This window comes from Flavobacterium sp. B183 (genome assembly GCF_023539155.1).
In the GTDB taxonomy this organism is placed as follows: domain Bacteria; phylum Bacteroidota; class Bacteroidia; order Flavobacteriales; family Flavobacteriaceae; genus Flavobacterium; species Flavobacterium tructae.
Map to the genome: position 1 here is coordinate 822,883 of NZ_CP097434.1, position 26,956 is coordinate 849,838.

Here is a 26,956-nt window from a genome sequence, read left to right on the forward strand (position 1 = left end):
AATACTTTATTGCATTACTGGTTTGACCTTATAACCTGCTTTCTTTAATAAACTAATCACTCCATACTCTCCACCCAAATGTCCCGATCCTACAGCAAAAAACACGCTCTGCTTTTTCATCATTTCCGGCATCGTTTTTACCCAATTCCTATTTCGCTGGTCTAAGATAACTTTATTTGTCTTTTCACTCCCCATTTTTTCATCTGTTATAACATCATACAATCCATTGATATTTTCATTTTTATAAAAGGATACAGATTGAGACATTACGGAGTCATTTAGCTCCTCCAGCATCATTAGCATTTCATCATTGCTATAAGCCTTTTCCAACATCTTTTCTTGAGATTTTACCGTTTCCAGACCACCAATTTCAATATTTCTTTTCTTTGCGTTCTCAATAAATTCCATTTCATAAAACTTAAGATCTTTACAGCCAAAACTTTTAATCGAAACCATGCTCATTACTGCGGTCAGGCTATAAGCATCTACCTGTTTAACCGTCATTCCGATTGTTTTTTGCAGAATCAAATCCAATTTTGACAATTGTTCCGGACTCAGTCTCTTACTTAACGGCTCTTTCCCCAATACCAATTGCTGCATATCTGCCATTTCTTTTGGATCTGCTAAATCAATTTCCAACACTAATTCGCTTGAGGCTTCAAATGCTTTTTTTGTCTTATCAGACAGAAAATAATCTCCTGAACAAATTGCATGAATTGTACCGTACAAATAAGACGGTTTCGATAATCCGTTTCCTGTAACTTCCCATAAAAGCGAATTTTCAAGTTTTGGAGATTTTTTCTGTGCCTGTGTTGTTCCACAAAAAACTAATGCAATTACTGCAATTGCTGATGTAACTAATTTTTTCATTTTGTTGATTGATTTAATGATTGATGATGATTTGATTGATTGTTTTGATTGATGATTGAATGAGTACTATGATTTAGTATATTTTTTTCTTTGCCAGGAAGCCATTGAAGCTACAAAGAGACAAATCATAACTGAGAGCAATCCCATATTGGGTTTGTCTAAAATAAATTGATTTACTAAAGCATATCCAAGTCCTGCTGAAGCAACAAAGACAAATACGAAATGGAATACTTTTTCGGTTACTGATGTTGAATTTGTTTTCATAATTGTTTTGGTTTATTTGATTACGACTCGTAAGTAATCAAACATTCAAAACGTTACAAAAATTTTTAAACTTTTTTATAGAAGCCCATAAACAAAGGGCTGACGGAAATATTTTTTTTCACGCAGAGATTCACAAAGAAAAAAGAGCCTCACAAAATAACTTTGCGAAGCTCTGTGACAACTTGATGAATCTCTGTGAAACATAGTATCCTAAAACACGAAGTTCCCCAGTAATTCTAAAACTTCGTTAATCTCTTTTTCTGAATTGTAACTATGAATACAAAAACGCAAACGTTCCTGCCCTTCCGGAACGGTTGGAGAAAGTATCGGTTTTACATCGAACCCTTTGCCCTGAAGCTGTTCTGCGAGGCGTTTTACATTTTCGTTTCCCGGAACAATAGCCGACTGTATTGCCGACTTACTCCGAACAAACATTGGCTTTAGACCTAATAAGTTTTTGTGCTGATTGAAGAATACGATGTTTTGACGCAGTTTTTCGATCGTTGCTTTCTCTGCTTCCAATTGTTTGTACGCTATAAGAATTGTTGCAACAGAATGAGGTGATAAACCTGTCGTATAAATGAAGCTTCTGGCAAAATTGACCAAATATTCTTTAAGAGACAGACTTCCTAAAACTACAGCACCATGACATCCCAAACCTTTTCCGAAAGTCATAATTCGGGCAAAAATCCTATGGTGTAATTTTAAATATTGTATCAAACCTTCTCCTTTTTCTCCAAATACGCCTAAAGTATGCGCTTCATCAACTACCAGATAACAATTGTACTTCTCGGACAAGACTACTAATTCTTCTAAATTCGGACTATCCCCATCCATAGAAAAAACCGTTTCGGTAACAATATAAACCGTAGTATCCGGAAACTTCTGAATGAGACGTTCCAGATCTTCAAAATCATTGTGATTGAATTTATACGATTTTGCATTAGACATTGTAATTCCGTCCCGAATAGAAGCATGACTTAATTCATCATACAATATAACATCATTTCGTTGCGGTACAGCGCTAAAAAAACCAACATTGGCATCGTAACCCGAATTAAAGATTAATGCTGATTCAGCATCATGAAATTCCGCAATAAACGTTTCTGTAATTTGATATAAAGAGTGATTTCCTGAGATCAATCGTGATCCGGTTGCGCCATTTTGAAAAATTTCATTTTCCAGCAAATAAGCATGAGTAAGCTTAAAAATAGATTCTGATTTTGAAAAACCGATATAATCATTTGACGAAAAATCTATTCGGTTACTAAAAACCGGTAATTTTCTAAGCGAATTATTCTGCTTTCGTATCTCTAATTTCTGATTCAGGTTCTCCGGTAATTTCATAAAAGCAAAGTTATAAAATTGATTGTAAAATAAGCTATTGCTTTGCTCTCCTAACCTCAAATTAAAGACAATCATTTAAATGATACTCTTTGAATACAATATCTTCCAGCAATCAAAAAGCAAAAATTAGAGCATAAAAAAAAGACTCCAATTACTTGAAGTCTTTTTGTATTTATTCCGAAACTGCTTTAGTCAACTAAAACAATTACTTTATTATCTTTCATTTCAACAGTACCTGATGCAATCTCTAATGTATAAGTTTGCTCGTTTACTTTCGTGAATTTACTCGCTACATCTTTAGAAAAATTAAACTTTGCAGAAGCAATTTTAACAGTTCCTTTTTCTAAAATAGAGACAATAGGAGCGTGATTATTCAATATTTGGAAGCTTCCGTCAACTCCAGGCAATGTTACTGATGTTACTTCTCCTGAAAATAATTTTGCTTCTGGTGATACTATATCTAAAATCATAACTTTTTTTTAAATTCCAAATTATAAAATTCCAAATCCCAATCTTGGAATTTGGAATTTTTATTTTTTGATGTTTATCAAGCTATGCTTGATTATGCTTCAGCTAACATTTTTTCTCCAGCTTCGATAGCATCCTGAATAGAACCTTTCAAGTTGAAAGCTGCTTCTGGAAGATGATCTAACTCACCGTCGATAATCATGTTGAATCCTTTGATAGTATCTTTAATATCAACCAATACTCCAGGAATACCTGTAAATTGCTCCGCTACGTGGAATGGCTGAGATAAGAAACGTTGAACACGACGTGCTCTAGATACTGATAATTTATCTTCTTCAGATAATTCTTCCATACCTAAGATCGCGATGATATCTTGCAATTGTTTGTATTTTTGAAGAATTTCTTTTACTCTTTGTGCACAGTCATAATGCTCATTTCCTAAGATTTGAGGAGTCAAAATTCTTGAAGTAGAATCTAACGGGTCAACCGCAGGATAAATACCTAACTCAGCAATTTTACGAGACAATACTGTTGTAGCATCTAAGTGAGCAAACGTTGTTGCCGGTGCCGGGTCAGTTAAGTCATCCGCAGGAACGTAAACTGCCTGTACAGATGTAATAGATCCTTTGTTTGTAGAAGTAATACGCTCTTGCATAGCTCCCATCTCTGTTGCCAAAGTTGGTTGGTATCCTACTGCAGAAGGCATACGTCCTAAAAGTGCTGATACCTCAGAACCTGCTTGTGTAAAACGGAAGATGTTATCAACGAAGAACAATACGTCTTTTCCTTGATCAGTTCCAGCTCCATCACGGAAATACTCAGCGATAGATAATCCTGAAAGTGCTACACGTGCACGAGCTCCAGGTGGCTCATTCATTTGTCCGAAAACGAAAGTAGCTTTAGACTCTCTCATTCCTGGCATATCTACTTTAGATAAATCCCATCCTCCATTTTCCATAGAGTGCATGAAATCATCACCGTATTTAATAATTCCTGACTCTAACATCTCACGAAGTAAGTCATTTCCTTCACGTGTTCTTTCTCCTACTCCTGCGAATACTGAAAGTCCACCGTGACCTTTTGCGATATTGTTAATCAACTCCTGGATCAATACTGTTTTACCAACACCTGCTCCACCGAACAATCCAATTTTACCTCCTTTTGCATAAGGCTCAATCAAATCGATTACTTTGATACCTGTGAATAAAACTTCTGATGAAGTTGACAAATCTTCAAATTTTGGTGCTTGTCTGTGAATCGGCAAACCGTTTTCACCTGTTTTAGGCAATTCACCTAAACCATCAATCGCATCTCCAACAACATTAAATAATCTTCCGTATACATCCGGACCGATTGGCATTTGGATTGGATTTCCAGTTCCAACTACTTCATATCCTCTACTCAAACCGTCTGTAGAGTCCATAGAAATGGTACGAACCGTATTTTCACCAATGTGAGATTGTACTTCCAGAACTAATAATGTTCCGTCTTTTTTTGTGACTTCTAGTGAATCATAAATTTTTGGAAGTTCAACATCCTTACCGTTGAAAACTACGTCAACTACTGGTCCAATGATTTGAGCAACTTTTCCTATTACTTTTGACATTACTTATGTATTTATTAAATAGCTATTTAGGTTTATCGAAAATACCTCTTTTTTCAGAGCGCAAAGATAAATTTTTAAAATATAAAATCAATATTTTTTTTATAAAAAATACTACGATTTTGTTTGATTCTTAAAAGTCAGCCCTCAAATACCGAAAATAACATTTTTTAAGGGCATAAAAAAAGCCACTGCGTTCTGAAAGCAAGTGGCTGTTTTATAAAAAAAATAAATCTTAATTTATAACTTTAGGATAAAGTGTCTGGTAATTCCCCACATCTACTCCTTTTAGATTTGAACCGTATTTCGCATTAATTGACTCCATAAATTTATTGGCAATAAATGCATAACCTCTGGCTGAAGGATGAACACCATCCAGAGAAAATACTCCTCCGAAAACAAATGCACTTGTCAAGGTATAGCCATTGACAGAGATCCCGTTTGCAGTAGACAACTGTTTCATCAATCCGTCTGCATCTACTAATGCCAGACCGTTTGCTTCCTGAGCCGCTTTAATGGTTAAATTATAGGCCGCAGTAGCATTTTTAATCTCTGTTATCTCTGACGGAATTAATACATATTTATCTTGTAACGGATACGTAATCCCGAATTTATCCAACGGTGCAGGAGGTGCCATTCCGATTCCTGAGTTTGCAGCTGTAGGTGCCGTTCCAATAGCTGCTCTTGTGCTCAAAAGCACCAAATCGGCAGCTTTAGCCTGACGCGCCTGACCAAAAACAGTACCATAAAACGCCGCAGTCTGTGCTCCTACCGATGGCGTAAGCACTGCAGTAAGCTGAGTAGATAAGTTGGTAAGCGTTTCGTCTTTTATCAACAAAGGATTTGCTGCTGTTAGCGATAGTAAATCAATTCTGTCCGTAACTCCAAGATAATTTAAGGCGCTTTTCAACGGACCGTATAATTGTGCATTAAGTGCATTAATCGTTGCTGTTCCAACAGCTGTACTTCCATTACCTAAAAGCGAAACTGTTAACGGATTGTAAGGAACTGTTGTAAAGTGTGGCAAGGTACTGATGTCCGGCAAATTGGCCACAACTCCTTTTCTTCCATTCTTAGACAATTCTGTTGCCAGGTTTTTATAAACAGCATCAAAAGTAGCCGGATCTGTAATCGGGTTTGATCCGTCTCCTCCCGATGTAGCGTAACCTAAAACGTCGTTACCCCCAATCCACAAAGAGAAAAAAGTGGGATTCTGCGCCAAAGCATCTCCTAAAACTGTTGCCGAAGGTGAAGAAGCAATCCTGCCAAAGTAAGGATTAGCACTCGCATAACCAGCCAGCGCCAAATGTGTTGCTTTTGCTCCCGGAATCCCTAAATTACTGAAAGCTCCCGTTAAACGTGCACTAATATCAGTACCCGAAACACCACTAACAGGAACTGGAGTACTTGTTGACACATCTAAATACAATCTAACTCCTAAACTAGGTACCTGAACACCACCGGAGGAAAACCCTCCAATATTATCGGTCATAAAAGGAGTCGTAAAAGTACCGCCACCTACCAATGCAAATTGCTGTGCTAAAATATTAGGGTATGCATTTGCCTGACCCGCCTTAAACAAAGCATTGTCTGAAAAACCTGCCGCAAAAGAATCTCCCAACGCAACATATTTTGAAAAATTCGCCTGCCCCGAAGTTAACGGCTGCCCATCAGACGAATCTGTCACCGTTACCGCATCATCACTATTACAAGCCATAAAGGTTACTGAAACCAAAAACAGCCATTTTAAATTTTTTACCATGATCTACTATATTTTATAATTATCCTTTTCTGAAAGTTGTATCCAGAAAAGCGAATAAAAGGTTTGTTTCGTCTATTATCCCAAATTACGGGTTGATCGTCCAGGAAACAAAATATTGCTGACCGATATATCCTGCGCCAAGTACCTGAGCATATTCTTTTCCTCCAATATTGGAAGCTCCTAATTTGAAAAGTGATTTTAATTTCGGAAGTCCGTAATTAATCTGTGCATCAATTACAGTTGCCGCCTTAATTACACCATCTGCAAAAGTCGATTCCCATTTGTATTCATTATTCCATCTTCCGCTTACATTGAATCCGAAGTTCTCAAACAATCTATCATTTCCAAACGATACTTTAACTCTGTGTTTTGGTGTATTAAAACCTGCTTCAAAGCTTGGATCTTTAGCCTGATCAAAATCAAACTGAGCATAGTTATAATTTACTCCCAATTCAAAATTAGCAATCACTTTTTAGAAAGACCAACTCCAAATCCGAACGATTTAATTTCAACATCTGTATTGGTATACAACTGGTACGCTCTGATGTTTCCATTCTGAAGCGCATGAAGCGTCTGGAATCCAGGATCTGTAGGTCCTAATAAAGGGTTTGGAGCATCTTGTGCTGTACCATAAAAAGGAGCCACAACATTTAAATTTCCAATAAAATGATTGTAAATATTGTAATAAGCATTAAGATCTACCGAAACATCATTAATAAAAGAACGATATCCCAACTCAAATGCCTTAACTTCTTCCGGTCTTACATAATTTATATTTGTTTTTCTTAAAAGAGCAGCTGCAGCTACAGGATTAGTTCCTGCCAAAGCACTAAAAGCACCTACAGAACTTGCTGTATAAGAATTATTATAAGCATTCACTCCCGTCATTACAACAGTCGGACCTCCGGCAAAAGCCTGACCTGCCGTTGTAGAAACAGGCAATGTCTCTGTATAACGCAATAAGTTATCCGGAGCAGAACCAATCAACACTGCATTACCAATATTAAACCCAATGTACTGATCCTGTGTAGACGGATTTCTAAAACCCGTTTGAAACGAAGCTCTGAAATTATGATTCTTTTTCTCCCCTCCGGAATATACGAAAGAGACTCTAGGTGAAAAGTTACCATCGAAATTTTTTGATTTATCGTAACGAATAGAGCCTGTAAATTTCAATCTCTCATCCAAAAACTTTTTCATTACTTGTGTGTAAGCACCATACTCTGTATAATTAATCCCACCGTTACCGTCGGTATAAATTCTTCCGTGAGAATTTAATTCGTACAATCTGAATGATCCACCCACCTGAATCTCAGCAAACTTTATCAAATCTTTAAAGTTGTAATTTGCATCTGAATGGTAAATCTTCGAATTATCTACCAGTTTTGAACCTGTAAGCACACTTTCGTCATCAATTACCTGATTGAATGCATTTTTAAACGCTACTGTACCCGGTAACAAACGACCTGTATCTGCTGTAGTTCTTCCTGCTGCATGGGCCTGTTCAGGAGTAGCTCCTCCTAAAGTAGCCTGAACGTATGCCCCTGCATACTGACCAAACCAGGTTTTATCATCTTTCCATTTTCTATTTATGTTAATTCCGGTAAAGCCCATATCATAAGAATGCCCTCCATCTTCCGATGTAGTATACCCTCTTACGAAAAAATTCCTCCCTTTAAATTCAATTTTATGTTGTTGCATAAAAAAATCATTCAAGTAGTATCTATTAGCTCCTTGATAAACCGCGTTACCGGTACCAAATTTACTTTGCCAGATAATTTCCAATCTGTCATCCCCAAAAGGTCTTCCGTGTAATGAAAAATCAATTTTGGTATTTCCAGCTTTGTTGTTCGTAAGATCTACTTCATTATAACCTGTTCTGCTGACATTTTTACTAGGCAATAAATTTACTGTCGAAGCAGGAATAATTCCTAAAGCAGCCAATGACTGTCCAACACCTTTTAAATTAGTTGAAACTTCATCACCATACACGTTAATTCCATCATAATTGATATTACTTCTATCAATTCCGGGAATTGTTTTGTCATTGTAATTTGTAGCATACCAATCGGTAGCCTCCATATAAGTAAAGTTTGCTTTCGCTGCAAAATATTTATTAAAAGCATGCGCAAATCGCATTCCAAAATCGTAGTAATTATTAGTACCGGCAGCTTCCTGCGAAGTCATTCCGTATTTAAAATAAGCTGATGCTCCCTGATACGTAAACGGACTCTTACTGTTCATAAACATAATTCCGTTAAAAGCATTTGCTCCGTATAATGCAGAAGATGCACCTGGTAACAACTCCACACTCTGAACATCTATTTCTGAAACACCAATCAAATTCCCCAATACAAAGTTTAAAAGCGGAGAGGAGTTGTCCATACCATCAACCAACTGCATAAAACGTGTATTGGCTACCGTTGCAAAACCTCTGGTATTGATTGACTTAAAAGACATACTACTAGTATTCATCTGTACCTCTTTTAAATTTTCCAGACCATCGTAAAAAGAAGGAGAGGCGGTTTTCTTAATATCAACGATTCCCATTCTTTCAATAGTTACCGGAGACTCAAGGACTCTCTCAGGAGTTCTGGAAGCGGAAACTACAATTTCATTCAATTTGGTTTCCTCATCTTTTAAAATTACATTAATTTTTTGATTTAAAGCAGTAACATTAATCGTCTTAGACTCGAAACCTACAGCTGAAACCTTAATCGAAAAAGGCAACTTAGCCGAAGTGCTTAACTTAAATGTACCATCAAAATCCGTAGAAGTACCGTTTGAACTTCCAACTACGACAACATTGGCTCCGGGAATAGCTTGTTTAGTGCCGTCTGTAACAGAACCGGTAATTGAATTCTGCGCAAAAGATATTCCGCCGAAAAACAACATAATTAATAAATAGACTCTCATTTGGTTAGTTTTTGTTTAGTTTATACTACCAAAATACAAATAATTTTAATATGTATAAAAAAATGTTAAAAAAAATCAGTATTTACCATATTTTTACATAATATTTTAACTATTCATCAATCTGTTTTATTAAATTAAAATCAAATATTAAACCTTCAACAATTCAATTACTATGCATACATATTATTTTATATGGAAATTTTGAGGATTTACTAAAAATACCATATGCAGAAAAAAAATTTGGCAATACAAAAAAGCGAGACCTAAAATCTCGCTTTTTAACAGTAATGTAATTTTACAATTATTCCTACTTTCTTTTTATTTCTTCGATTTGTTTCTCTAAATCTTTAATTCTCTTATTTTGCTCTATCATATAAAGCGTCATTTCTTCCATCTTCTTCAACAAACTCAAATTCATTTCTGCCAGCATCAGACCATTCTTCTCTATTTCTTTAGCTGATGGTATTTCCGGTAAATGGCTATTTTGTTTGATATACCTCTCCACTTCTTCTAATGATTTTAATTTGTAATCATTCGCAAAAACATAATCGGGAACTTCGCCCGCCCTAGCCGTCACTTTTACTTCTTGAGCATGAATATTTCCGGCAACGGTAAGTTTTGAATCTGGGTTGACTGTCCCTACCCCAACATTCCCATTTGTAAGAATTGACATTTTTACATTGTAGTTTGTTATTAAATGTAAAGAATGATTACTTTCTGTACCAACAAATCCACCACCACCATACCAATCATTATGCGAAAAAATACCCACCCTAGACAATCCATTTCTCGAAGTTGCCAGAATTTTAGAATTATCAACTCCAGCAACATCAAATACTCTGCCCCAGCCTTGCACGTTAGAAGGGGTAGAAGTTCCAATACCGACATTTCCATTACCAACTAGAGTCATCACATCAACCGGTGTTAAATTCCCAGTCCCACCACTATATAGCTTAAACTTTAATTTATTCTGCTCTGCTGTACCTGCAGTAATTGTAGCATCAATACCATGCCAACGATTAGCATAACTTGTAGCACTTTCCAAATCTGATTTATGCCCATACTTTATTAGGTTATCAAAAGTACCGTCAATTCCCGTTTCTGTCAATTTAGATATTACCCCTAATACACTTAGCTTAGTTCCAGGCGTTAAAGTTCCAATACCAACATTTCCATACTGATTAATCCGCATACGTTCTGTACCAGAAGTCCCAAAAACAATATTACGATCCATATCAGGAACAGTAGAATATCCTGACATGTCAATGTAGGATTTAGTCCATGGAGTCGTTCCAGCACCTGCAGACAGTCTTAGAAAACCGTCATCCATAAGATTACCGTGTAAACTATAACCTCTAATTTCCCCATATTCCATAGTTCCTGCCGAAATTACAGGTCTTGGTAAAACATTATACAAACCGCTATTGATACTTATAGACCCCTGTGCATTTATCCTCGTACTGACAAATAAACAAATGCAAACAATCTTAAATAAATTATTCATACAAATTCTTTTTATTTTAATTAATTCTCTTTATGATACTAAAATTCTCTTCCTAGAAAACATCGAAAAGCATAAAAATTAAAGGCAAAACAACAATTATTATTACTTTCAAAAATGATTTAAAATATATCACGCAAACTTATTATTAAAATCTCAACATCTAAAATTTCCGACAAAAAACAACAAAAAAAATGCGAAACCTAAGCCTCGCATTTCTAAATATTTATATGTTTTAAATAAATTTTTCTATTCTACTGTAACCGATTTTGCCAAATTACGAGGCTGATCAACATTACAACCTCTCATTACTGCGATATAATACGAAAGTAATTGCAAAGGTATGGTTGTGATCAGTGGAGATAATGCATCCGAAGTCTCAGGGATTTCGATTACATAATCCGCTAATTCGCGAACCTGTGTATCACCTTTAGTAACTACAGCAATGATTTTACCGCTTCTGGATTTGATTTCCTGAATATTACTTACAATTTTATCGTAATGCCCTTGCTTAGGCGCAATAACGATAACCGGCATGTGCTCGTCAATCAAAGCGATTGGCCCGTGCTTCATTTCGGCAGCTGGGTAACCTTCAGCATGAATATAGGAAATCTCTTTAAGCTTCAAAGCTCCTTCAAGCGCCACTGGGAAATTATAACCACGTCCTAAATACAAACAATTTGGCGCATCTTTAAATGCTGCTGCAATTTCTTTTGCTCGGTCGTTCGTTTCTAATGCTTCTGCTACTTTTTCAGGGATGATCTCTAACTCTTGTAAATAGGTATGGAAATCAGTATTTGATAACGTTCCTTTTGCTTTACCTAATCGCAATGCGATCATAGTTAAAACTGTAATTTGAGTTGTAAAGGCTTTAGTAGATGCTACTCCAATTTCTGGTCCTGCATGTGTATAAGCACCTGCATGACTTTCTCTTGAAATAGAAGAACCTACGACATTACAAACTCCAAAAACAAACGCTCCGTTTTCTTTCGCCAACTTAATAGCCGCCATAGTATCTGCGGTTTCTCCTGATTGAGAAATTGCAATTACTACATCGTCTTTGTTTATAATTGGGTTACGGTATCTGAACTCTGATGCATATTCTACTTCAACAGGAATACGGGTAAATTCTTCAAAAATGTATTCAGCAACTAAACCAGCATGCCATGAAGTACCACAAGCAACGATTAAAATTCGTTTAGCATTTAAGAATTTCTCTAAATTATCTTCAACACCCGCCATTTGAACAATTCCTTCATTGGCATGAAGTCTTCCTCTGTACGTGTCTTTTATAACACTTGGCTGCTCGTAGATTTCTTTTAGCATGAAATGATCATAACCCCCTTTTTCAATTTGCTCCAAATTCATTTGAAGCTGCTGAATGTAAGGATCTACTAATGAATCATCTTTAATTTTTCTAACTTTAAGAGGTTTATGCAATCTAATGTTTGCCATTTCACCATCTTCAAGATAGATCGCATTTGAAGTGTACTCAATAAAAGGCGAAGCATCAGAAGCAATAAAATACTCTCCTTCTCCAACACCAATTGCCAATGGGCTACCCAATCTGGCAGCTACAATTTCATTTGGGTTCTTTTTATCAAAAACAGCAATTGCATAAGCTCCTACTACCTGATTTAAAGCAATCTGAACTGCTTTACCCAATTTCAAACCTTCATTTTTCTGAACTTCTTCAATTAAGTTCACTAAAACTTCGGTATCTGTATCTGATTTAAAAGTATAACCTCTCTTTTTTAATTCTTCTTTTAGCGGTGCATAATTCTCAATAATTCCATTATGAATTATAACCAACTCTCCCGAATTAGAAAGATGCGGGTGTGAGTTTACATCATTTGGAACTCCGTGAGTTGCCCAACGTGTATGTCCAATTCCTATGCTTCCGGTTGCGTCTAAGTTCTCTTTGGCTTTAGCCTCAAGATCCGAAACCTTCCCTTTTGTTTTACAAAGTTTTATCCCTGATTCAGTGTCATACAACATAACACCGGCACTGTCATATCCTCTGTACTCGAGTCGCTTTAATCCTTTGACTACAATAGGATAAGCCTCTCGATGACCGATATATCCAACAATTCCACACATATATTAATTATTAATTTGGTTTCGTGTAGTAAACTTCAAGCTGTAATTTCTTCCCTGTTGGAATAGTTGCACTTGAAGTGCCTCCAAATAATACCGTCCCTAATGGACTAATAACGGAGGCTCTAGGTGCCTCTGAGATAACGTTGTTTTTTAGTTTTAATTTGTTAGAAGCTATTGTGCTTGCATCACCTGTCACCACCAAACCTAACTTTACGTTTTTCACAGTTGCATTCTTAATCATATTACGAATATGATTGGTTAATCTAATTTTATAGGTAGTCCCTCTTTTGGTTGTAGGATCCACATTAATAATCCCACTATATATTGCCTTATTCAATAACGGATTCGATGAAGAAGTTCCATCAGAAACGTAATCTACAATAGGCACATTATCATCCAGATTATACAAATAAATTCGTTTAGGCTCATAAGTCCCTGTCATTTTATCTGAATCAATAGAAAAAACTAAATTAGCCTCATTTACCAACCACTTATTGGTTCTGATTTCATCTAATTTTGCTCCAAAACCATTCAATTCTAATACCGCTAAAGATCCCTGACCTCCTTTTAAATAAAGTCTGTCATCTCCGGTCTTATTATTTGGATTTGCTATTGCACTGGCATAAGCAGGATCTTTTGCTTCTTTAAGCAAACTTGCCGAAGCACCTGTAAGTTTAATAATTAAGGTCTTATCCTCTGTTGTAGCATCAGGGTCTGTTGTTATAGCCGTCTTAGCCTTGTACTTGATCGTAATTTTACCATTTGTTGCAAAATTCAGCAAAGCCATATTAGCCGGGCTACTACCTGAACGCTCTACTTTAAAATATAATCCTCTAAAATACTCCTGAAAAACATCGGCAGAGGCCAATTTTGCAGCCGGAGCTTTAAGAATTTTATCTAAAAAGAAAGCTTTATTCAAATTCAAGCGCATTTCAGGGGCAACTTTAGTACTCGTTTCTTTACCTGTTGTAGGATCTGTACTTACATCGGTGATTTCACTCGCATTGAAGAAAAATTCATCATTTTGCGCTATGTTGGGATCATCATTTAAAGGCTTCCCGGTAGCAACATAAGGTTTTTTAGATTTATCAAAATTGATATAATCCGCTACACCTGTATCTGTATCCATATCTGTATTATACAACTGTGCAAATTGAGCTCCTCCGTCAAAATAAGAACTACGCATTTGAACCCCTGACTCATAAACCCCTAATTTAATTTTACCATTAGACGCTCCATAAATAGAATCCAGTACAAAAGTTCTGCTTCCGTCACTGTTTGCCGTTTTTACATGATTAAAGTAAGGTACACTAAGCACCACACTTACTATCTCCGGTGCATCACCAATAGTTGGTGCATACGTATCCAAACTAACCTGAGTCACAAAACTGGCAGCGGAACTACCAAAAACTGCATTATCATAAATACCTAAACCATAATTTACCGATCCGTTTGACTGAATTGGGGTTACTTCCTGATTATAAGCTAAAACTTCATATTTTTCAGATTCCAGACCAAAATGATCGTCTCCGATCAAACCATCACCAATCGCATTAAAATCTTTATCGCAAGAATATAAAAGGACAACTGTTGCAACTAATAGTATTTTCTTAACAAAAGAAGTATTGTACATGTGTAATAATAAAGTTTAAATTTAGAGACCCATTGTTTTATAGAAATTTGTATACGCTTCAGCGAATGCATCTTTCGTGGCGAAAGGTAAAAAAGGTTTTCCTGAAGATTCTATAAATTTTGTTAAACTTGGCGATACATGCTCAGAAGCTATAATTACAGCATCAGAATGCAATATACTGGCTTTTAGGATATTTTCGTAGTTAGGAGTTTCCAAATCAGCAACTGATTCATGCGGAACCCCGTCAAATTTTACTTTATTAATCATTTCCAAATCCAGATTTTCATCAAAAGATTGTCCGTAAACCGAGGTTACGATCTTAGTTTCAGAAAATAAAGCTTCATTTTTATAATAGTGCTTCATGTAAATAGGCAACATCGAAGCCAACCAACCGTGAACATGGATAATATCCGGAACCCAGTTTAGTTTTTTTACAGTTTCAACAACTCCTTTTGCAAAAAAGATAGCTCGTTCGTCATTATCAGGATACAAAACTCCGTCTTCATCGGCAAAAGTTGCTTTACGTTTAAAATATTCATCATTATCAATAAAGTAAACCTGAATTCTTTCTTTCGGAATGGAAGCAACCTTAATAATCAATGGCATATCTAAGTCATTCACTACCAAGTTCATTCCTGAAAGTCTAATTACTTCGTGTAACTGGTGTCTTCTCTCATTAATATTTCCATATCTTGGCATGAAAATTCTAATCTGGCCTCCTTGATCGTTAATCATTTTCGGAACGTCATAAGACATTAAAGAAACCTCATTTTCAGCCAGATAAGGCACGACTTCAGATGATACATATAATATCCTCTTATCTTTCATAATAGTATTTTACTTAATTTTTGGTAATAAAAACGTTGCAAAATTACAAAATTTTATGCAGTTATTAACTAATATATTATGTTTGCAGTAAATTTTAATAATACTGCCATGCATATTTTCTACGGTAAAGTAGCTTTGATAGCCTATTTGAAAACTATCAAAACCGCAAATTCCACTATTGGATTTGTACCCACAATGGGAGCTTTACACCAAGGGCATCTGGCTTTAATGCAAAGATCACTGAAAGAAAATGACGATACCGTTGTGAGTATTTTTGTGAACCCAACTCAGTTCAACAACCCCGAAGATCTCGAAAAATACCCACGTACTTTAGAAGAAGATGTGAAGAAAATGAGAGGTTTAAGCGACAAAATGATTCTATATGCTCCTAGCGTAGAAGATATTTATGAAGGACACACCGTTTCGGAAGCTTTTGATTTTGACGGTTTAGAAAATCAGATGGAAGGAAAATTCAGACCTGGTCATTTTAACGGAGTCGGAACGATCGTAAAACGTTTATTCGAAATCGTGACTCCTACCAATGCTTACTTTGGAGAAAAAGATTTTCAGCAGCTGCAGATTGTTAAAAAAATGGTCGAAAAAAATCATTTACCCGTAAATGTTGTGGGCTGTCCTATTTTTAGAGAAGACAATCAACTTGCCATGAGTTCCCGAAACGAACGCTTAACTGCTGAGGAACGCAAAGAAGCCGCTATAATATTTAAGATACTTACTGAAGCAAAAGAAATATTTCAGAAAGACACTCCTGAAGAAACGATTCAGTTTGTCGAAAATTCTTTCAAAGACAACGAAAGATTTGAACTCGAATATTTTGTCATTGCTGATGAATCTACATTATTACCTATAGAACACAAAGATAAAGACAAAAACTACCGTGCCTTTATAGCGGTATTTGTTAATTCTATCAGGTTGATTGACACCATTTCATTAAATTAATTTACCTTTGCACCATGCAAATTCAAGTTATAAAATCTAAAATTCATCGAGTTAAAGTAACCGGAGCTGATTTAAATTATATTGGCAGCATTACTATTGATGAAACTTTACTGGAAGCTTCAAACATCATTGAAGGCGAAAAAGTAGCAATTGTAAACATCAATAATGGCGAACGTTTTGAAACTTACGCAATCAAGGGAGAGAAAAACTCAGGAGAAATTACCCTGAACGGACCTGCTGCGAGAAAGGTTCAAAAAGACGACATTATCATTATCATCTCTTATGCTACCCTGGAGTTTGAAGAAGCTAAAACGTTCAAACCATGGATCATTTTCCCAAATGAAAATGATAATTCGTTAACGTAGGGTTTTCTCTCAAAATTTAAAAGAATCTATTCTTTAACCTAAGAAGGTTCTTCAAAAAGCCATAAAAAATAAAAACGACCGATTTTGATTTTCAATATCGGTCATTTTTACTGTTTTACTCGAAAATTAACTTAGCATCTAAATGCGCCTGTTTTGTGACGAATTTTGCTAATTTAATGTATGGAGTCTTTTTCTTTTTAAATATTCTAATAATTCTGTTGGTCTGTCGGTTTGTATCATTGTTGCTCCGTGCTCTATAACCCATCCCCAATTTGCATCAGGCAAGTCTATAGCTCGTTCATCTTCATGACCAGCACACATTTCGCCCCATAAGGTATTTACCCAAATTCTTGTTCCTCTTTGTTTCATCTTTTTTATTTGTTCAAACATGGGTGATTTTTCAAAAGAATACAATACCTCAAAGGCAATAGGATGAGTCTTATTGAGATAGCCATCAACAAAAGTATTTAGGCTCGTCTGTTCTTCTCTGACAATGGGAATATAAAAAACATCATTTATTAGTAAACCATATTTAGTATACACCTCAGCATAAGAATCTTCCCCTTTGATTAATGCCTGACGAAGTGTTCCTGTTTTCTTTAATACTTCAACAACCTTATCCATATATTTCCAACTCTTATCAACGTTTATTAATATCTTTCCTTTTGCTATAAGCATAAATTCTTCAAAAGTTGGAATTCTTTCATAAGTCTTTCTGTTTAAACCACCGGTAAGATAAAATTTCTGCAATTCAGCATAAGTATAATCAGACAATTTTCCTTTTCCCGTCGTGGTACGATCAATGCTGGTATCGTGCATTAACACTAAAACACTGTCTTTTGTAAGCCTTACATCTGTTTCCATGATGTCAACTCCCATCTCAATACATTTTTTTAGCGCTCTTATAGAATTTTCAGGAGCATTTCTCCAGTCTCCACGATGCGCAGCTACAAAAACATATTTACTCTTGGGATCTTGTAAAACATTAATGAGCTTATCTGTATGAGTCTGAGCTTGAATATTTTCAAATAACAGTATTAACAATACTATCGTTACGAGTATTTTTTTCATTTTACTTTTTTATATTTGGATTTAAACAGATTTCATTGATCAGAAGAAAAGCATGATTGGGGTACTTTTTTCAATTGTCATACTTCTTTTCTAATTTTTAACAAAACCTAATAACCTGGATTTTGTTTGATAGCCGGATCTGTATTTATCTCTGTTAGAGGAATTGGCATTAAGAGATTATGACTATCGATAGTTATCAATATTCCTTCACTTTTAAACCACTGATTCATTACCGTTATTGCCGTTCCTTTTCGAAGCAAGTCAAACCACCTATCTCCTTCTCCAACCAATTCAAGTTTTCGTTCCAAGTCAATAGCACTTCTCATATCTACCTGGTTAACAGCAGAAATATTCGCAAGGCCCGCCCGGGTTCTTATTAAATTTAAGTAAGTCTTTGCCAAGGCAATATTACCTTGTTCATTTTCTATTTCTGCCAACATTAAGATAATATCTGCATAACGAATAACAACTACATTACTTCCTCCATCTGCAGGAACTGTATTGCTTTTTGTAAGTTTTAAAGAAAAAGGAACTCCCGATGCTGTTATAGCAACATATTTGCCTTTACGGCTATCTGTGGCTGTATACATACTATACAGATTTTTGGTCGGAAGGTTATGTCCCTTTGCTCCTGATATTGTTCCTGAAGGACTAAATATTTGCTGCATACTACTTCCTTCACTATTCCCATTTATGCCGGAAGCAAATTGAACTGAAAATAGTATCTCTTTATTTGTTTCCTTATTAATATCAAAAACATCTGCAATAGACACTAAATCATGAATATTAGAATCTTTAACTTTTAGTAACCATATTTTAGCATTTTGCAGATCTTGCAAGGTCAAATAAACCTTCCCTAATAAAGCTTGTGCAGCAGTTTTAATAACCTTGCCCGGTTTATCGGCTTTTACAGGCAAAAGGGTTTCGGCTTCTGTAAGGTCTTTTATAATTTGCTCATATACAATCTTGGCAGAAGTTCTTCCCTGTCCTAAATAACTATTAGGATCTATCGTTTCCTGAGTAACTAATGGGACATCTCCATATAATCTTACCAAATTGAAATACAAAAGCGCACGAATAAATTTCATTTCTCCTATGCGATTATCTCTGACAACAGCAACCTTAAAGGGGATCTTTTCAATTCTGTTTAACACCACATTAGCGCGCTGAATTGTTTTGTAAGAATCTCTCCAGGTTTCGCTTATCGAACCTACAATACTTGTGACACTAAAATTATCTAACTTGCCAAATGTACCGTCATCATTTAATGGAACTTCATCATAAGTCGCATCTGAAGGAATTTCGCCCAAAGCCACCATATTTAGCCCATAAAGACCATTTGATTGCAAACCATCATAAGCTCCATTAACCGCTTCTTCAATTTCGATTTCTGTACTATAAAATTTAGCAGCCACTTTTGACGTGATAGGATCTTGATATAAATCATCTGTACAGGAAAACTGCGCCATCAGGCAGAAAAAACTAATTACTTTTATTCTTTTCATAATACCCATCGTTAAAAAGTTAAGTTGGTTCCAAAAATTACAGATTTTGTATTAGGATAAATGCGATTATCATTAAACCCCATTTCAAGTATATTACCCGTTTCTGCTTCAGAATTGAAACCTCTGTATTTTGTAATATTTACCAGATTATTACCCGAAAGGTAAATTCTTGCTCTAGTTAAACCAATCTTTTTTAGGGCTGTTTTAGGTAGATTGTAAGCTATTTGTATATCACGAAGTCTTATATAGTCCGCATTAGTAAAAGTAATGCTTGATCCTCTGGCGGCTTGTCTGTTTGATGAAAAATTTCCCGTATTGGGTTGTCCCAAAAAACCATTCGGATTATTAACAGGATGATATCTGTTCTTAAAATAATAGGTGTTTGGCATAGAAAAACCTTCACCGGTTTCCATAAACACGGCCAATTCTTTAGCTAATTTTTTTCTGCCTTCAATTCCGTTTATGGAGAAGCTTAATTCAAAATCTTTATAAGTAAAAGAAGAATTAAAACCATAGGTAATCTTAGGAGCATAACTTCCAAAGCCTTTTTTATCTTTTTCATTAATAATTCCATCCTTGTTGATATCTTCCATAATATAGTCTCCCGTTAGAGTACCAGGCATATGGGGTGTTGCCGCAATTTGCTCATTTGTTTTATAAATTCCTAAAATATTATACCCATAAAGTTCTGCAATAGGGCCTCCAACCTTTGTTCTGTAAGATCCTTGATAACCCGTTATTATTTCATCCTGATTATTACCCAGTTTTAATACTTCACTTTTATTGGTTGAAATATTTCCTCCGAAATTCCATTTTACCTGTCCCAGATTAATTCCATTTCCTTCAAATGAAAATTCAATACCCGAATTTTTTAATTCTCCGGTATTTTGAGTAGAAGTTGTAAATCCTGATTGTTGCGGCACGGGCACATTTAGAAGTAAATCACTTGTAATGGACGAATAAAAATCGGCCGTGAAATTAAATTTTCTATAAATAGTTAAATCCAGTCCCAAATTAGTTGACGTTCTGGTTTCCCATGATAAATTCGGGTTAGGGGAGCTGGTGGTTGCAAATCCGGGATTTAATTCATTCCCGTATACATAATTTTGAGGATTTACTAGCGCAATAGAGCCATAAGAACCTATTTGATTATTTCCTGTTTTTCCCCAACTGGCACGTATTTTAGCAAAAGTAAAAATCGTCGTCTCAGGGAAAAAGGCTTCTTTACTTACGATCCAGCCAGCAGCTACAGAAGGGAAAAGCCCCCATTTTGAATTAGAACCAAAACGAGAGGAACCATCACGCCTCAAAGTTCCTGTGAGTTGATACTTTTCTTTATAAAAATACTGAGCACGGCCAAGATAAGAGATTAACACCCATGCATCTTTTGTACTGGTTACCTTAAAGGCGCTGGCTCCCGCAATATTTGGAAGATTATCATCAGCGATTCCTGTACCTACAATATCTGATGAATTTCCTTCTTCTCTTTGATACGTATATCCTGCCAACAGCTCAATTTGATGCTTCCCAAAATTTTTAGTATAGTTTAATGTATTCTCAGTAATAATATTTTTTGCAATGGAAACCGTTTCAGAAGCTATAGCTGCCTTGGGAGCAGGCATTCTGTAATAACCTACTGAAGATGGACTATAAAATTGACTTAAAGGATTTCTGTAATCTCCACCAAGTAATGTTTTAAACTGCAGCCCATCACTAATATCATACGTAACAAATGCATTTCCAAACAGCCTGAAATACCTGTCGACATTTGAGTTTAGTTTCATAATTGCCACCGGATTTTCTGCCAAAGCCCCATCTTGAGGAGCGTTTGCGGCAAGTTGATTGCCAATAGCTAAAGAACCATCTTTACTATAAGGACTAAAAAATGGATAGGAAATAAAAAGCGTGAGAACAGGATTAGTGCTAAATCCATCGTCTTGATTGTACTTTTTCTGAACCGAATAAGAAGGGTTCAGGCTAATACCAAATTTAAACTTATCTGATAATTCCGTATTAAACCGAATTGAAGAAGTATAACGTTTATAATCGGTTTCGATAACAATTCCTTGTTGTGCGAAGTAATTTCCGGAAATGTAATAATTTGATTTTTCATTACCTCCCGAAACTCCAAGTGAATAATTCATTATGGGCGCATCTCTAAAAACTTCATCCATCCAACTGGTATTGGCTAATCCTTCTAATCCGGGGCTTTTCAAATAATTAAGTCTAAGCTCACGCTTACCTGCACCTTTTGCTATTCTAGTAGCTTCATCATCATTTTCACTTCGACTATCAGGTTTTTTAGACACATACCCCCAATCTCTGGCTTCATTAAAAAACTGAGCCGCTTGATCTGCATTTACTATTTCTACTCTGGAAGCCTGTCTTTGGATACCGGTATAATAATCAAATGATATCGTTGGAGCTCCTTTTTTTCCTTTTTTTGTAGAAACCAGAATCACTCCATTAGCTCCTCTTGAGCCATAAATAGCGGCAGAAGCAGCATCCTTTAAAACATTTATAGATTCGATATCATAGGAATTTATAGCATTTAATGTTGCTCCCTCAGAAAGAGGAACACCATCTACAACAATAAGAGGATTAGAACCTGCGGTTAATGTACCTGTACCGCGAATAATTATCTTTGAAGAGGATCCCGGTTGTCCTGATGTTTCATTAACTTGAACTCCCGCCATTTTTCCACTCAATTGTTGTACAAAATTGGCTCCGGCAACCTTATTAAGTTCATCTGCTTTAATCTGAACAGAAGACCCCATTACCTTAGTCTTTGACTGTTTCCCATAGCCAATAACTATTACTTCATCCAGAACTTTAGAGTCTTCCTGCAGTATAATACTAATGCTACTTTTATCAGATACCGTAATTGATTCAGCAATGTAACTTATACAGGAAATCTCCAGTTTATCTCCTAATGAAGCTTCTATATCAAATTTACCTTCTGAATCAGAAATAGTAGCTTTATTGGTTTCCCTATTTTTAATTGTTGCTCCGGCAATAAAAAGCCCTTTACTATCTGTAATTGTTCCTGTGATTCTTTCAGTTTTTGCTCCTGTAAGGATAGATTTATCTCGCTTTTTTAGTCTAATAATTTTACCCTTAATTTCATACTGCACCTCCTGTCCTGCAATAATTTGTTTTACAATCTGATCAATAGATTGATCTCTCGCATTGATCGAAATTATTTTCTTTGTATCAAAATCACCTGATTCGAAAACAAAAGAGTATCCACTTTTCCCCTTCAGGATTTCTATTGCCTTCTCAACACTTACATCGTTGTAATTCAAAGACATAACCTGAGAGTATCCCGTTAGATTTAGAAAATACAATGCCATGGTCATCAAAGTGACCTTTATTTTATCATTCATAAAATTGGTTTTTTATTATTTTTTGGAGAACTAATTCCTGAAGAAGAGACAATTTTTATCTTTATACTCTGTTTCAGAACTTCTTGGTTAGATAATTCAAAATTATCTAATCGGAAAATGTGGCTACTTTTCGATTTATTTTGAACTTTTTAAAATACTATTACTTTTTTTCCATACTTTCTACTTTTAAATATAATTTTACGTGTTGTTAATTCAAATTACATCATTTCTCATATCTCATTCTTAATTTGTTTTACTACTACCGCCAGATTTCACTTAATGAAAAGTTTTTTCTACGATTAGTTGTTAAACAATTGATTCTAAAACACCTAAATTATTCTTTAAAAGTGCTGCCATAAATTTCTATTAGAGTAAAGCAAATGACTTTTAAGCGATATGAAAGTTTTTTTACTAATTAGTTGTGGAGTAGTTTATAAGAATAAGTATTATCCTTCGTAATTATTTTTAAAATCATCACACTGCTGCCCGATCTAATATCATTATGGTTTATTGTAATTTTGTTATAGCCTAAATTTAGATTTTTGGTTTCAGCATACAGTTTCTTACCCTCCATATTAAAAATTTGAATTTTAATTTCACGATTGCTATTTGAATTGATATCGATAGTAAAGTAGTCTCTTGAGGGATTTGGGTAAACTTTAAATTCAAAATCATTATTTGTTTCTAAACCCTCTGTTTTTGCTTTCTCAAAGTCGGAATTTTTATCTTCAGAAATTTCAGATGCAGACGCAACTTCCCTTTTTTCTCGTGCAGTATTTTCTTTTTTTGGATAAGAAAAATGAGTTTGCACATGATCTGTAAATTCAGAATACTTAAATTCATGTATTTTAAGTATCCCCGGTATTTTAAATTTTCCATTATTATTAAGAGAACCCATACGAATTTTAGCGGTAGTAGCCCTGTTTAAAAATTCCTTCATTGGAGAATTAGCATCGTTGAACTTATAATCCAAACCAAAGTAAGTTAATGACAAAAACTGAGTGCTAATTGGAAGTGTAGTTTGCTTTATTTGCACTTCAATCCACATAAAACGGGCTGTAAAAAAGTATCGGACTGTCCAGACTGCATCAACAGGAGTCTGTTCTTTTAAGGTAAACAATGGATCAAATAAAAGATAATCGAAGTGAGTACCATTCTCGTGATATCTTCTGAGCATCATAGTTTGATCTTGATAGAAGATTTCTAAAAATTGCCCTTTGCTACTTTCAAAACTCAATAATCGATCTCCATTCTTAGGGGCTTCAAAATCACCAATTATCACTAGTCCATCCGTATTTTGCGATAAATCATGTAATTGACTTGCTGTAAGAATCTGCGAATTATGATCCGCTTCTGATGTGCTTGTAAATACATTATCCCCATAAGGCGCAAAGTAGGAATATGGCCCTGATTGAGAAAACGACATATTAAAATTTAACAGCAATAGTACTGACAAAGATTTTAATTGCGTAATCGAAAAAGGAGTAAAAAATAATTTTTTCATAACTGCATAAATTTATATGTAATCAAAAATTAGATTGTATTTGGGACCAGACATCAGGTCTGTCAGTTGTTAAGACAGATATATTAAAATAAGGGACACTCATTAAATAATAATGATCTCCTCTAACGTCTGTACTAACATCTTTAATTAACCATTGCGCCCATCTGTCTACGATACCTTTAGGCCCCATGGCCTCTTCAGGATAAATCCCAGGTCTTAATCCGGTTACTTTATAAGTATATTCAAATAAGTTTGCATACAATTTACCTGTCCTTGTAAAAGAGGTATTGGTACCTTCGCTCTCACTTTTAAAGTTGGTTTCAAAAGCCATAATTTTATTACCGGCAGAACTATACCAGGTGTCAATAAATTGAGCTTTAGACTGAATATTACCGCCTGGTTGGAGAACAGGAAAATAGAGGACTTTAGAAAGCAGATTAATATCGAAATCAGGTGGCATACCATTTACAATATCTTCATAGGTATAGGTTACTTTGAATGCTACATATTTTAAGGCATTTTTAGTGTTGGCTACTTCAATACATTTCCTCAATATTAACATATAATCCTCTTTTTGTTTTTGGTTTGCGCTTGTCGGATTCAATTTGGGGTCATAATCACATCTTGCTACGCATTCTTTGGTATACATGTCATATCGGGCTTTGGCACCTTTAATATCAACGGTTAATACCGTTTTGTTCGCAATCATTTCATCTAACAGATCAGAAAAAGTTATAAAATTCTTGTCACTGACAGACTCATTTCGTTTCTTTAACTTTAATGTTTTTAATTCATTCAGATTTTTGTCAAAAATATAATCCGTATCCGGCCCGGAGTAGTTTGTAAGCCGGTGTAAGTTATAGTCGTGACTAACAACTATTAGATTATCTTTAGTTCTCATAACGTCTGATTCTATAACTGTTGTGTATTTAAGGGCGGCTTTTATAGCTTCAGAAGTATTTTCAGGAGGACCATTACCTAAGTCATATCCCCAATACCCTCTGTGTGCGGCAAATACTAAATTAGATCCATGCTCTAAATCGGGAGATTTAATTTTGCTCCAAGTAGTGCAAATTGGATCACCGGAATTATCTAAATTATAGCAAAAATGATTTGAATCAAATTGTAGATTTCCACCTGCTGAACCAATAATGCCTATTCCTGGTATTTTGATTCTGGAAAAGGTCGCATTTGTGGTAAATACAAAAATATTTACTTTAATAGTAGTCGATAAAAATTTATAAACGGATGTTTTTTGAGATCTATCATATCGAGATTTATCGATAGCCCATAAAGCCCTTTTGATATCGCCAGTCTCCCAAGTATCAGGATAATTAGACAGCCAGGCGGCATCACTGGAAGTCATTGAATTCTTTGCTTGAGTAAATGAAGTCCCTGCAAAATTATTTGTGGTAGCAGTAGTAGACAGTTTATAAATTAAAGTACCTCGTTTAAAAGGCCTGCTTTCATCATACGTCCAAATTTCTAGTTGAATGTTACCGTTACCAGATACCTCCCCAATTATTCCTCCGGTTAAATCCGCATTCGGTTCAAAAATATTTAATAAACTTATCTCAGCAGTCGTATTTAAAGCTACTTTTTCCTGTCCTAATACCGTAGTAATAGAGAAAAGAAACAATAATTGACTCAAAAAAAACAATATTTTTATGCTGAATTTTTTGAAGTAAAGATTTATATTATTCATTGTTTTAGCTTTTTTACTGATGCTTGATTTCCAGATTTCGGATAGAATTTTTCAATCCTTTATAGTCCTCTTTAATTTTATCCAATTCCTTTTGTTGGTTTATGGTATAAAGCATAAGTTCTTCTATTTTCTCTAAAAGCTTTACATTCATCTCATGCAAATTGTAACCGTTTTCCGCTATTGATTTTTGAGAAGGTATGTTAGGCAAATGTTTATTTACAGAAATAAATTCATCAATTTCTTTTAGTGTTTTTAATTTATAAGTATCGTTAAAAACATAATCTGCCCATGTTGCTTTAGGGCCAATTCCATAATCTTCAGTCAATATGCCATTATGAACAAATAAATCATAGGAACCTCTCATCGAAGCTTTAATATCGCCAGGCATTACACCCCCAATATATACATTGTCACTAGTATCCAAATACATGTTTGTTGCCCTTTTATTTGTCCCAACATATAGACCATGGTTTGAACTAGTACCAATCCATCCATCTGTATTATTAGTATTGCTGGATAATTTAACTTGAACTCCATTATTCTCAGAGACTATTGCCCCATTTGCATGAACTTTGAATTGAGGAGAGTCAATGCCAAATCCTACGTTATTACCAGGAAAAAAAACGTTATCATTATTGTCACCGATATATATTTTGTTACCGGTATTGGATGAAATTTTCAAACCATTTTCATCGCCATTGCTTTGTATAAAAGAGGAAAATCCGTCTACCCATGTAGTAAGATTGTCCCAATCTGCAGCCCAACTAGCACTTTGTAAAACAGACTTACCAAAAAGACGAAGTTCATTTCCCGAATTGGGAATATTAGTAAGATACATCATTAAATCATCGTTGCTATTTCCACCTCTTACAAACCAACTAAATGTTCTTGATCTATTAGACTCATTGTTATTATCATCAACCGTAAACATCCAGTTGGCATCGTTGGTATAGTTGTCATTGGTGTCGTATATAAGATTTTGATAAGAGATTACATTTCCCTGAGCATGACTCAAATTAAAAGTCAATAATAATAGTACTAAAACCAATAACGATTTGTTCGCTTTTTCAATTAAATTTTTCACGGTTGTTTTCATAAATACTTGCTTTTTGTCATTAATAAATAAGTCATTGAGTCAAATTAAATAAGTTCATTTTTAATATTATTTAGT

The 26,956-nt window shown here is 35.1% G+C and carries 18 protein-coding genes and 1 pseudogene; 2 read left to right on the forward strand and 17 right to left on the reverse strand.

Annotation, left to right across the window (positions count from 1 at the left end):
- Positions 1-6 precede the first annotated feature (6 nt).
- The 11 genes and pseudogenes from M4I44_RS03735 to M4I44_RS03785 all read right to left on the reverse strand — a co-directional run bounded on the left by M4I44_RS03735 (position 7) and on the right by M4I44_RS03785 (position 15,292).
- Complete coding sequence (locus M4I44_RS03735) at positions 7-870, reverse strand: TraB/GumN family protein (RefSeq protein ID WP_249966550.1); 864 nt, start codon at positions 868-870, stop codon at positions 7-9.
- Positions 871-936: 66 nt separating this feature from the next.
- The gene (locus tag M4I44_RS03740) at positions 937-1,134 is read right to left on the reverse strand and encodes a hypothetical protein (RefSeq protein ID WP_249966551.1); all 198 of its coding nucleotides are present in this window, start codon (positions 1,132-1,134) and stop codon (positions 937-939) included.
- 210 nt (positions 1,135-1,344) lie between these two features.
- A complete protein-coding gene (locus M4I44_RS03745) occupies positions 1,345-2,481 on the reverse strand; it encodes a pyridoxal phosphate-dependent aminotransferase family protein (RefSeq protein ID WP_249966552.1) in 1,137 nt (378 codons plus the stop codon).
- Positions 2,482-2,669: 188 nt separating this feature from the next.
- Entirely contained in the window at positions 2,670-2,951 is a 282-nt protein-coding gene (locus M4I44_RS03750; protein ID WP_017495936.1) for a F0F1 ATP synthase subunit epsilon, read from the reverse strand.
- Positions 2,952-3,043: 92 nt separating this feature from the next.
- Positions 3,044-4,555 (reverse strand): F0F1 ATP synthase subunit beta, encoded by a 1,512-nt coding sequence (gene atpD, locus M4I44_RS03755; RefSeq protein ID WP_017495935.1) that lies wholly within the window; start codon positions 4,553-4,555, stop codon positions 3,044-3,046.
- Positions 4,556-4,787: 232 nt separating this feature from the next.
- Positions 4,788-6,314: an SGNH/GDSL hydrolase family protein gene (locus M4I44_RS03760; protein ID WP_249966553.1), complete on the reverse strand. Its 1,527-nt coding sequence runs from the start codon at positions 6,312-6,314 to the stop codon at positions 4,788-4,790.
- A gap of 85 nt (positions 6,315-6,399) precedes the next feature.
- A pseudogene (locus M4I44_RS03765) lies at positions 6,400-9,230 on the reverse strand (TonB-dependent receptor domain-containing protein).
- 307 nt (positions 9,231-9,537) lie between these two features.
- Positions 9,538-10,734, reverse strand: coding sequence for a tail fiber protein (locus M4I44_RS03770; protein WP_249966554.1), 1,197 nt, complete (start codon positions 10,732-10,734; stop codon positions 9,538-9,540).
- Positions 10,735-10,980: 246 nt separating this feature from the next.
- The gene (glmS, locus tag M4I44_RS03775) at positions 10,981-12,831 is read right to left on the reverse strand and encodes a glutamine--fructose-6-phosphate transaminase (isomerizing) (protein WP_017495924.1); all 1,851 of its coding nucleotides are present in this window, start codon (positions 12,829-12,831) and stop codon (positions 10,981-10,983) included.
- A 10-nt stretch (positions 12,832-12,841) separates the two neighbouring features.
- Positions 12,842-14,464, reverse strand: a complete 1,623-nt coding sequence (locus M4I44_RS03780) for a DUF4270 domain-containing protein (protein ID WP_249966555.1) — start codon at positions 14,462-14,464, stop codon at positions 12,842-12,844.
- 21 nt (positions 14,465-14,485) lie between these two features.
- Positions 14,486-15,292 carry a glycogen/starch synthase gene (locus M4I44_RS03785; RefSeq protein ID WP_017495922.1) on the reverse strand — a complete coding sequence of 269 codons (807 nt, stop codon included), beginning with the start codon at positions 15,290-15,292 and terminating at the stop codon, positions 14,486-14,488.
- Between the two features lie 78 nt (positions 15,293-15,370).
- Between M4I44_RS03785 and panC the strand changes: the two genes are divergently transcribed.
- Positions 15,371-16,249, forward strand: a complete 879-nt coding sequence (gene panC, locus M4I44_RS03790; protein WP_017495921.1) for a pantoate--beta-alanine ligase — start codon at positions 15,371-15,373, stop codon at positions 16,247-16,249.
- A gap of 14 nt (positions 16,250-16,263) precedes the next feature.
- Positions 16,264-16,614, forward strand: coding sequence for an aspartate 1-decarboxylase (gene panD / locus M4I44_RS03795; RefSeq protein WP_017495920.1), 351 nt, complete (start codon positions 16,264-16,266; stop codon positions 16,612-16,614).
- A gap of 168 nt (positions 16,615-16,782) precedes the next feature.
- On the opposite strand, the gene M4I44_RS03800 is transcribed toward panD, so the two are convergent.
- The 6 genes from M4I44_RS03800 to M4I44_RS03825 all read right to left on the reverse strand — a co-directional run bounded on the left by M4I44_RS03800 (position 16,783) and on the right by M4I44_RS03825 (position 26,881).
- On the reverse strand, positions 16,783-17,685 hold the full coding sequence (locus M4I44_RS03800) for a glycerophosphodiester phosphodiesterase family protein (protein WP_249966556.1): 903 nt from the start codon (positions 17,683-17,685) through the stop codon (positions 16,783-16,785).
- A gap of 107 nt (positions 17,686-17,792) precedes the next feature.
- A complete protein-coding gene (locus tag M4I44_RS03805; protein WP_249966557.1) occupies positions 17,793-19,190 on the reverse strand; it encodes a RagB/SusD family nutrient uptake outer membrane protein in 1,398 nt (465 codons plus the stop codon).
- Positions 19,191-19,201: 11 nt separating this feature from the next.
- The gene (locus M4I44_RS03810) at positions 19,202-22,576 is read right to left on the reverse strand and encodes a TonB-dependent receptor (RefSeq protein WP_249966558.1); all 3,375 of its coding nucleotides are present in this window, start codon (positions 22,574-22,576) and stop codon (positions 19,202-19,204) included.
- 415 nt (positions 22,577-22,991) lie between these two features.
- A complete protein-coding gene (locus M4I44_RS03815) occupies positions 22,992-24,080 on the reverse strand; it encodes a T9SS type A sorting domain-containing protein (protein ID WP_249966559.1) in 1,089 nt (362 codons plus the stop codon).
- A gap of 22 nt (positions 24,081-24,102) precedes the next feature.
- Entirely contained in the window at positions 24,103-25,785 is a 1,683-nt protein-coding gene (locus M4I44_RS03820) for a glycerophosphodiester phosphodiesterase family protein (RefSeq protein WP_249966560.1), read from the reverse strand.
- A 13-nt stretch (positions 25,786-25,798) separates the two neighbouring features.
- On the reverse strand, positions 25,799-26,881 hold the full coding sequence (locus M4I44_RS03825; protein ID WP_249966561.1) for a hypothetical protein: 1,083 nt from the start codon (positions 26,879-26,881) through the stop codon (positions 25,799-25,801).
- Between the last annotated feature and the right edge of the window lie 75 nt (positions 26,882-26,956).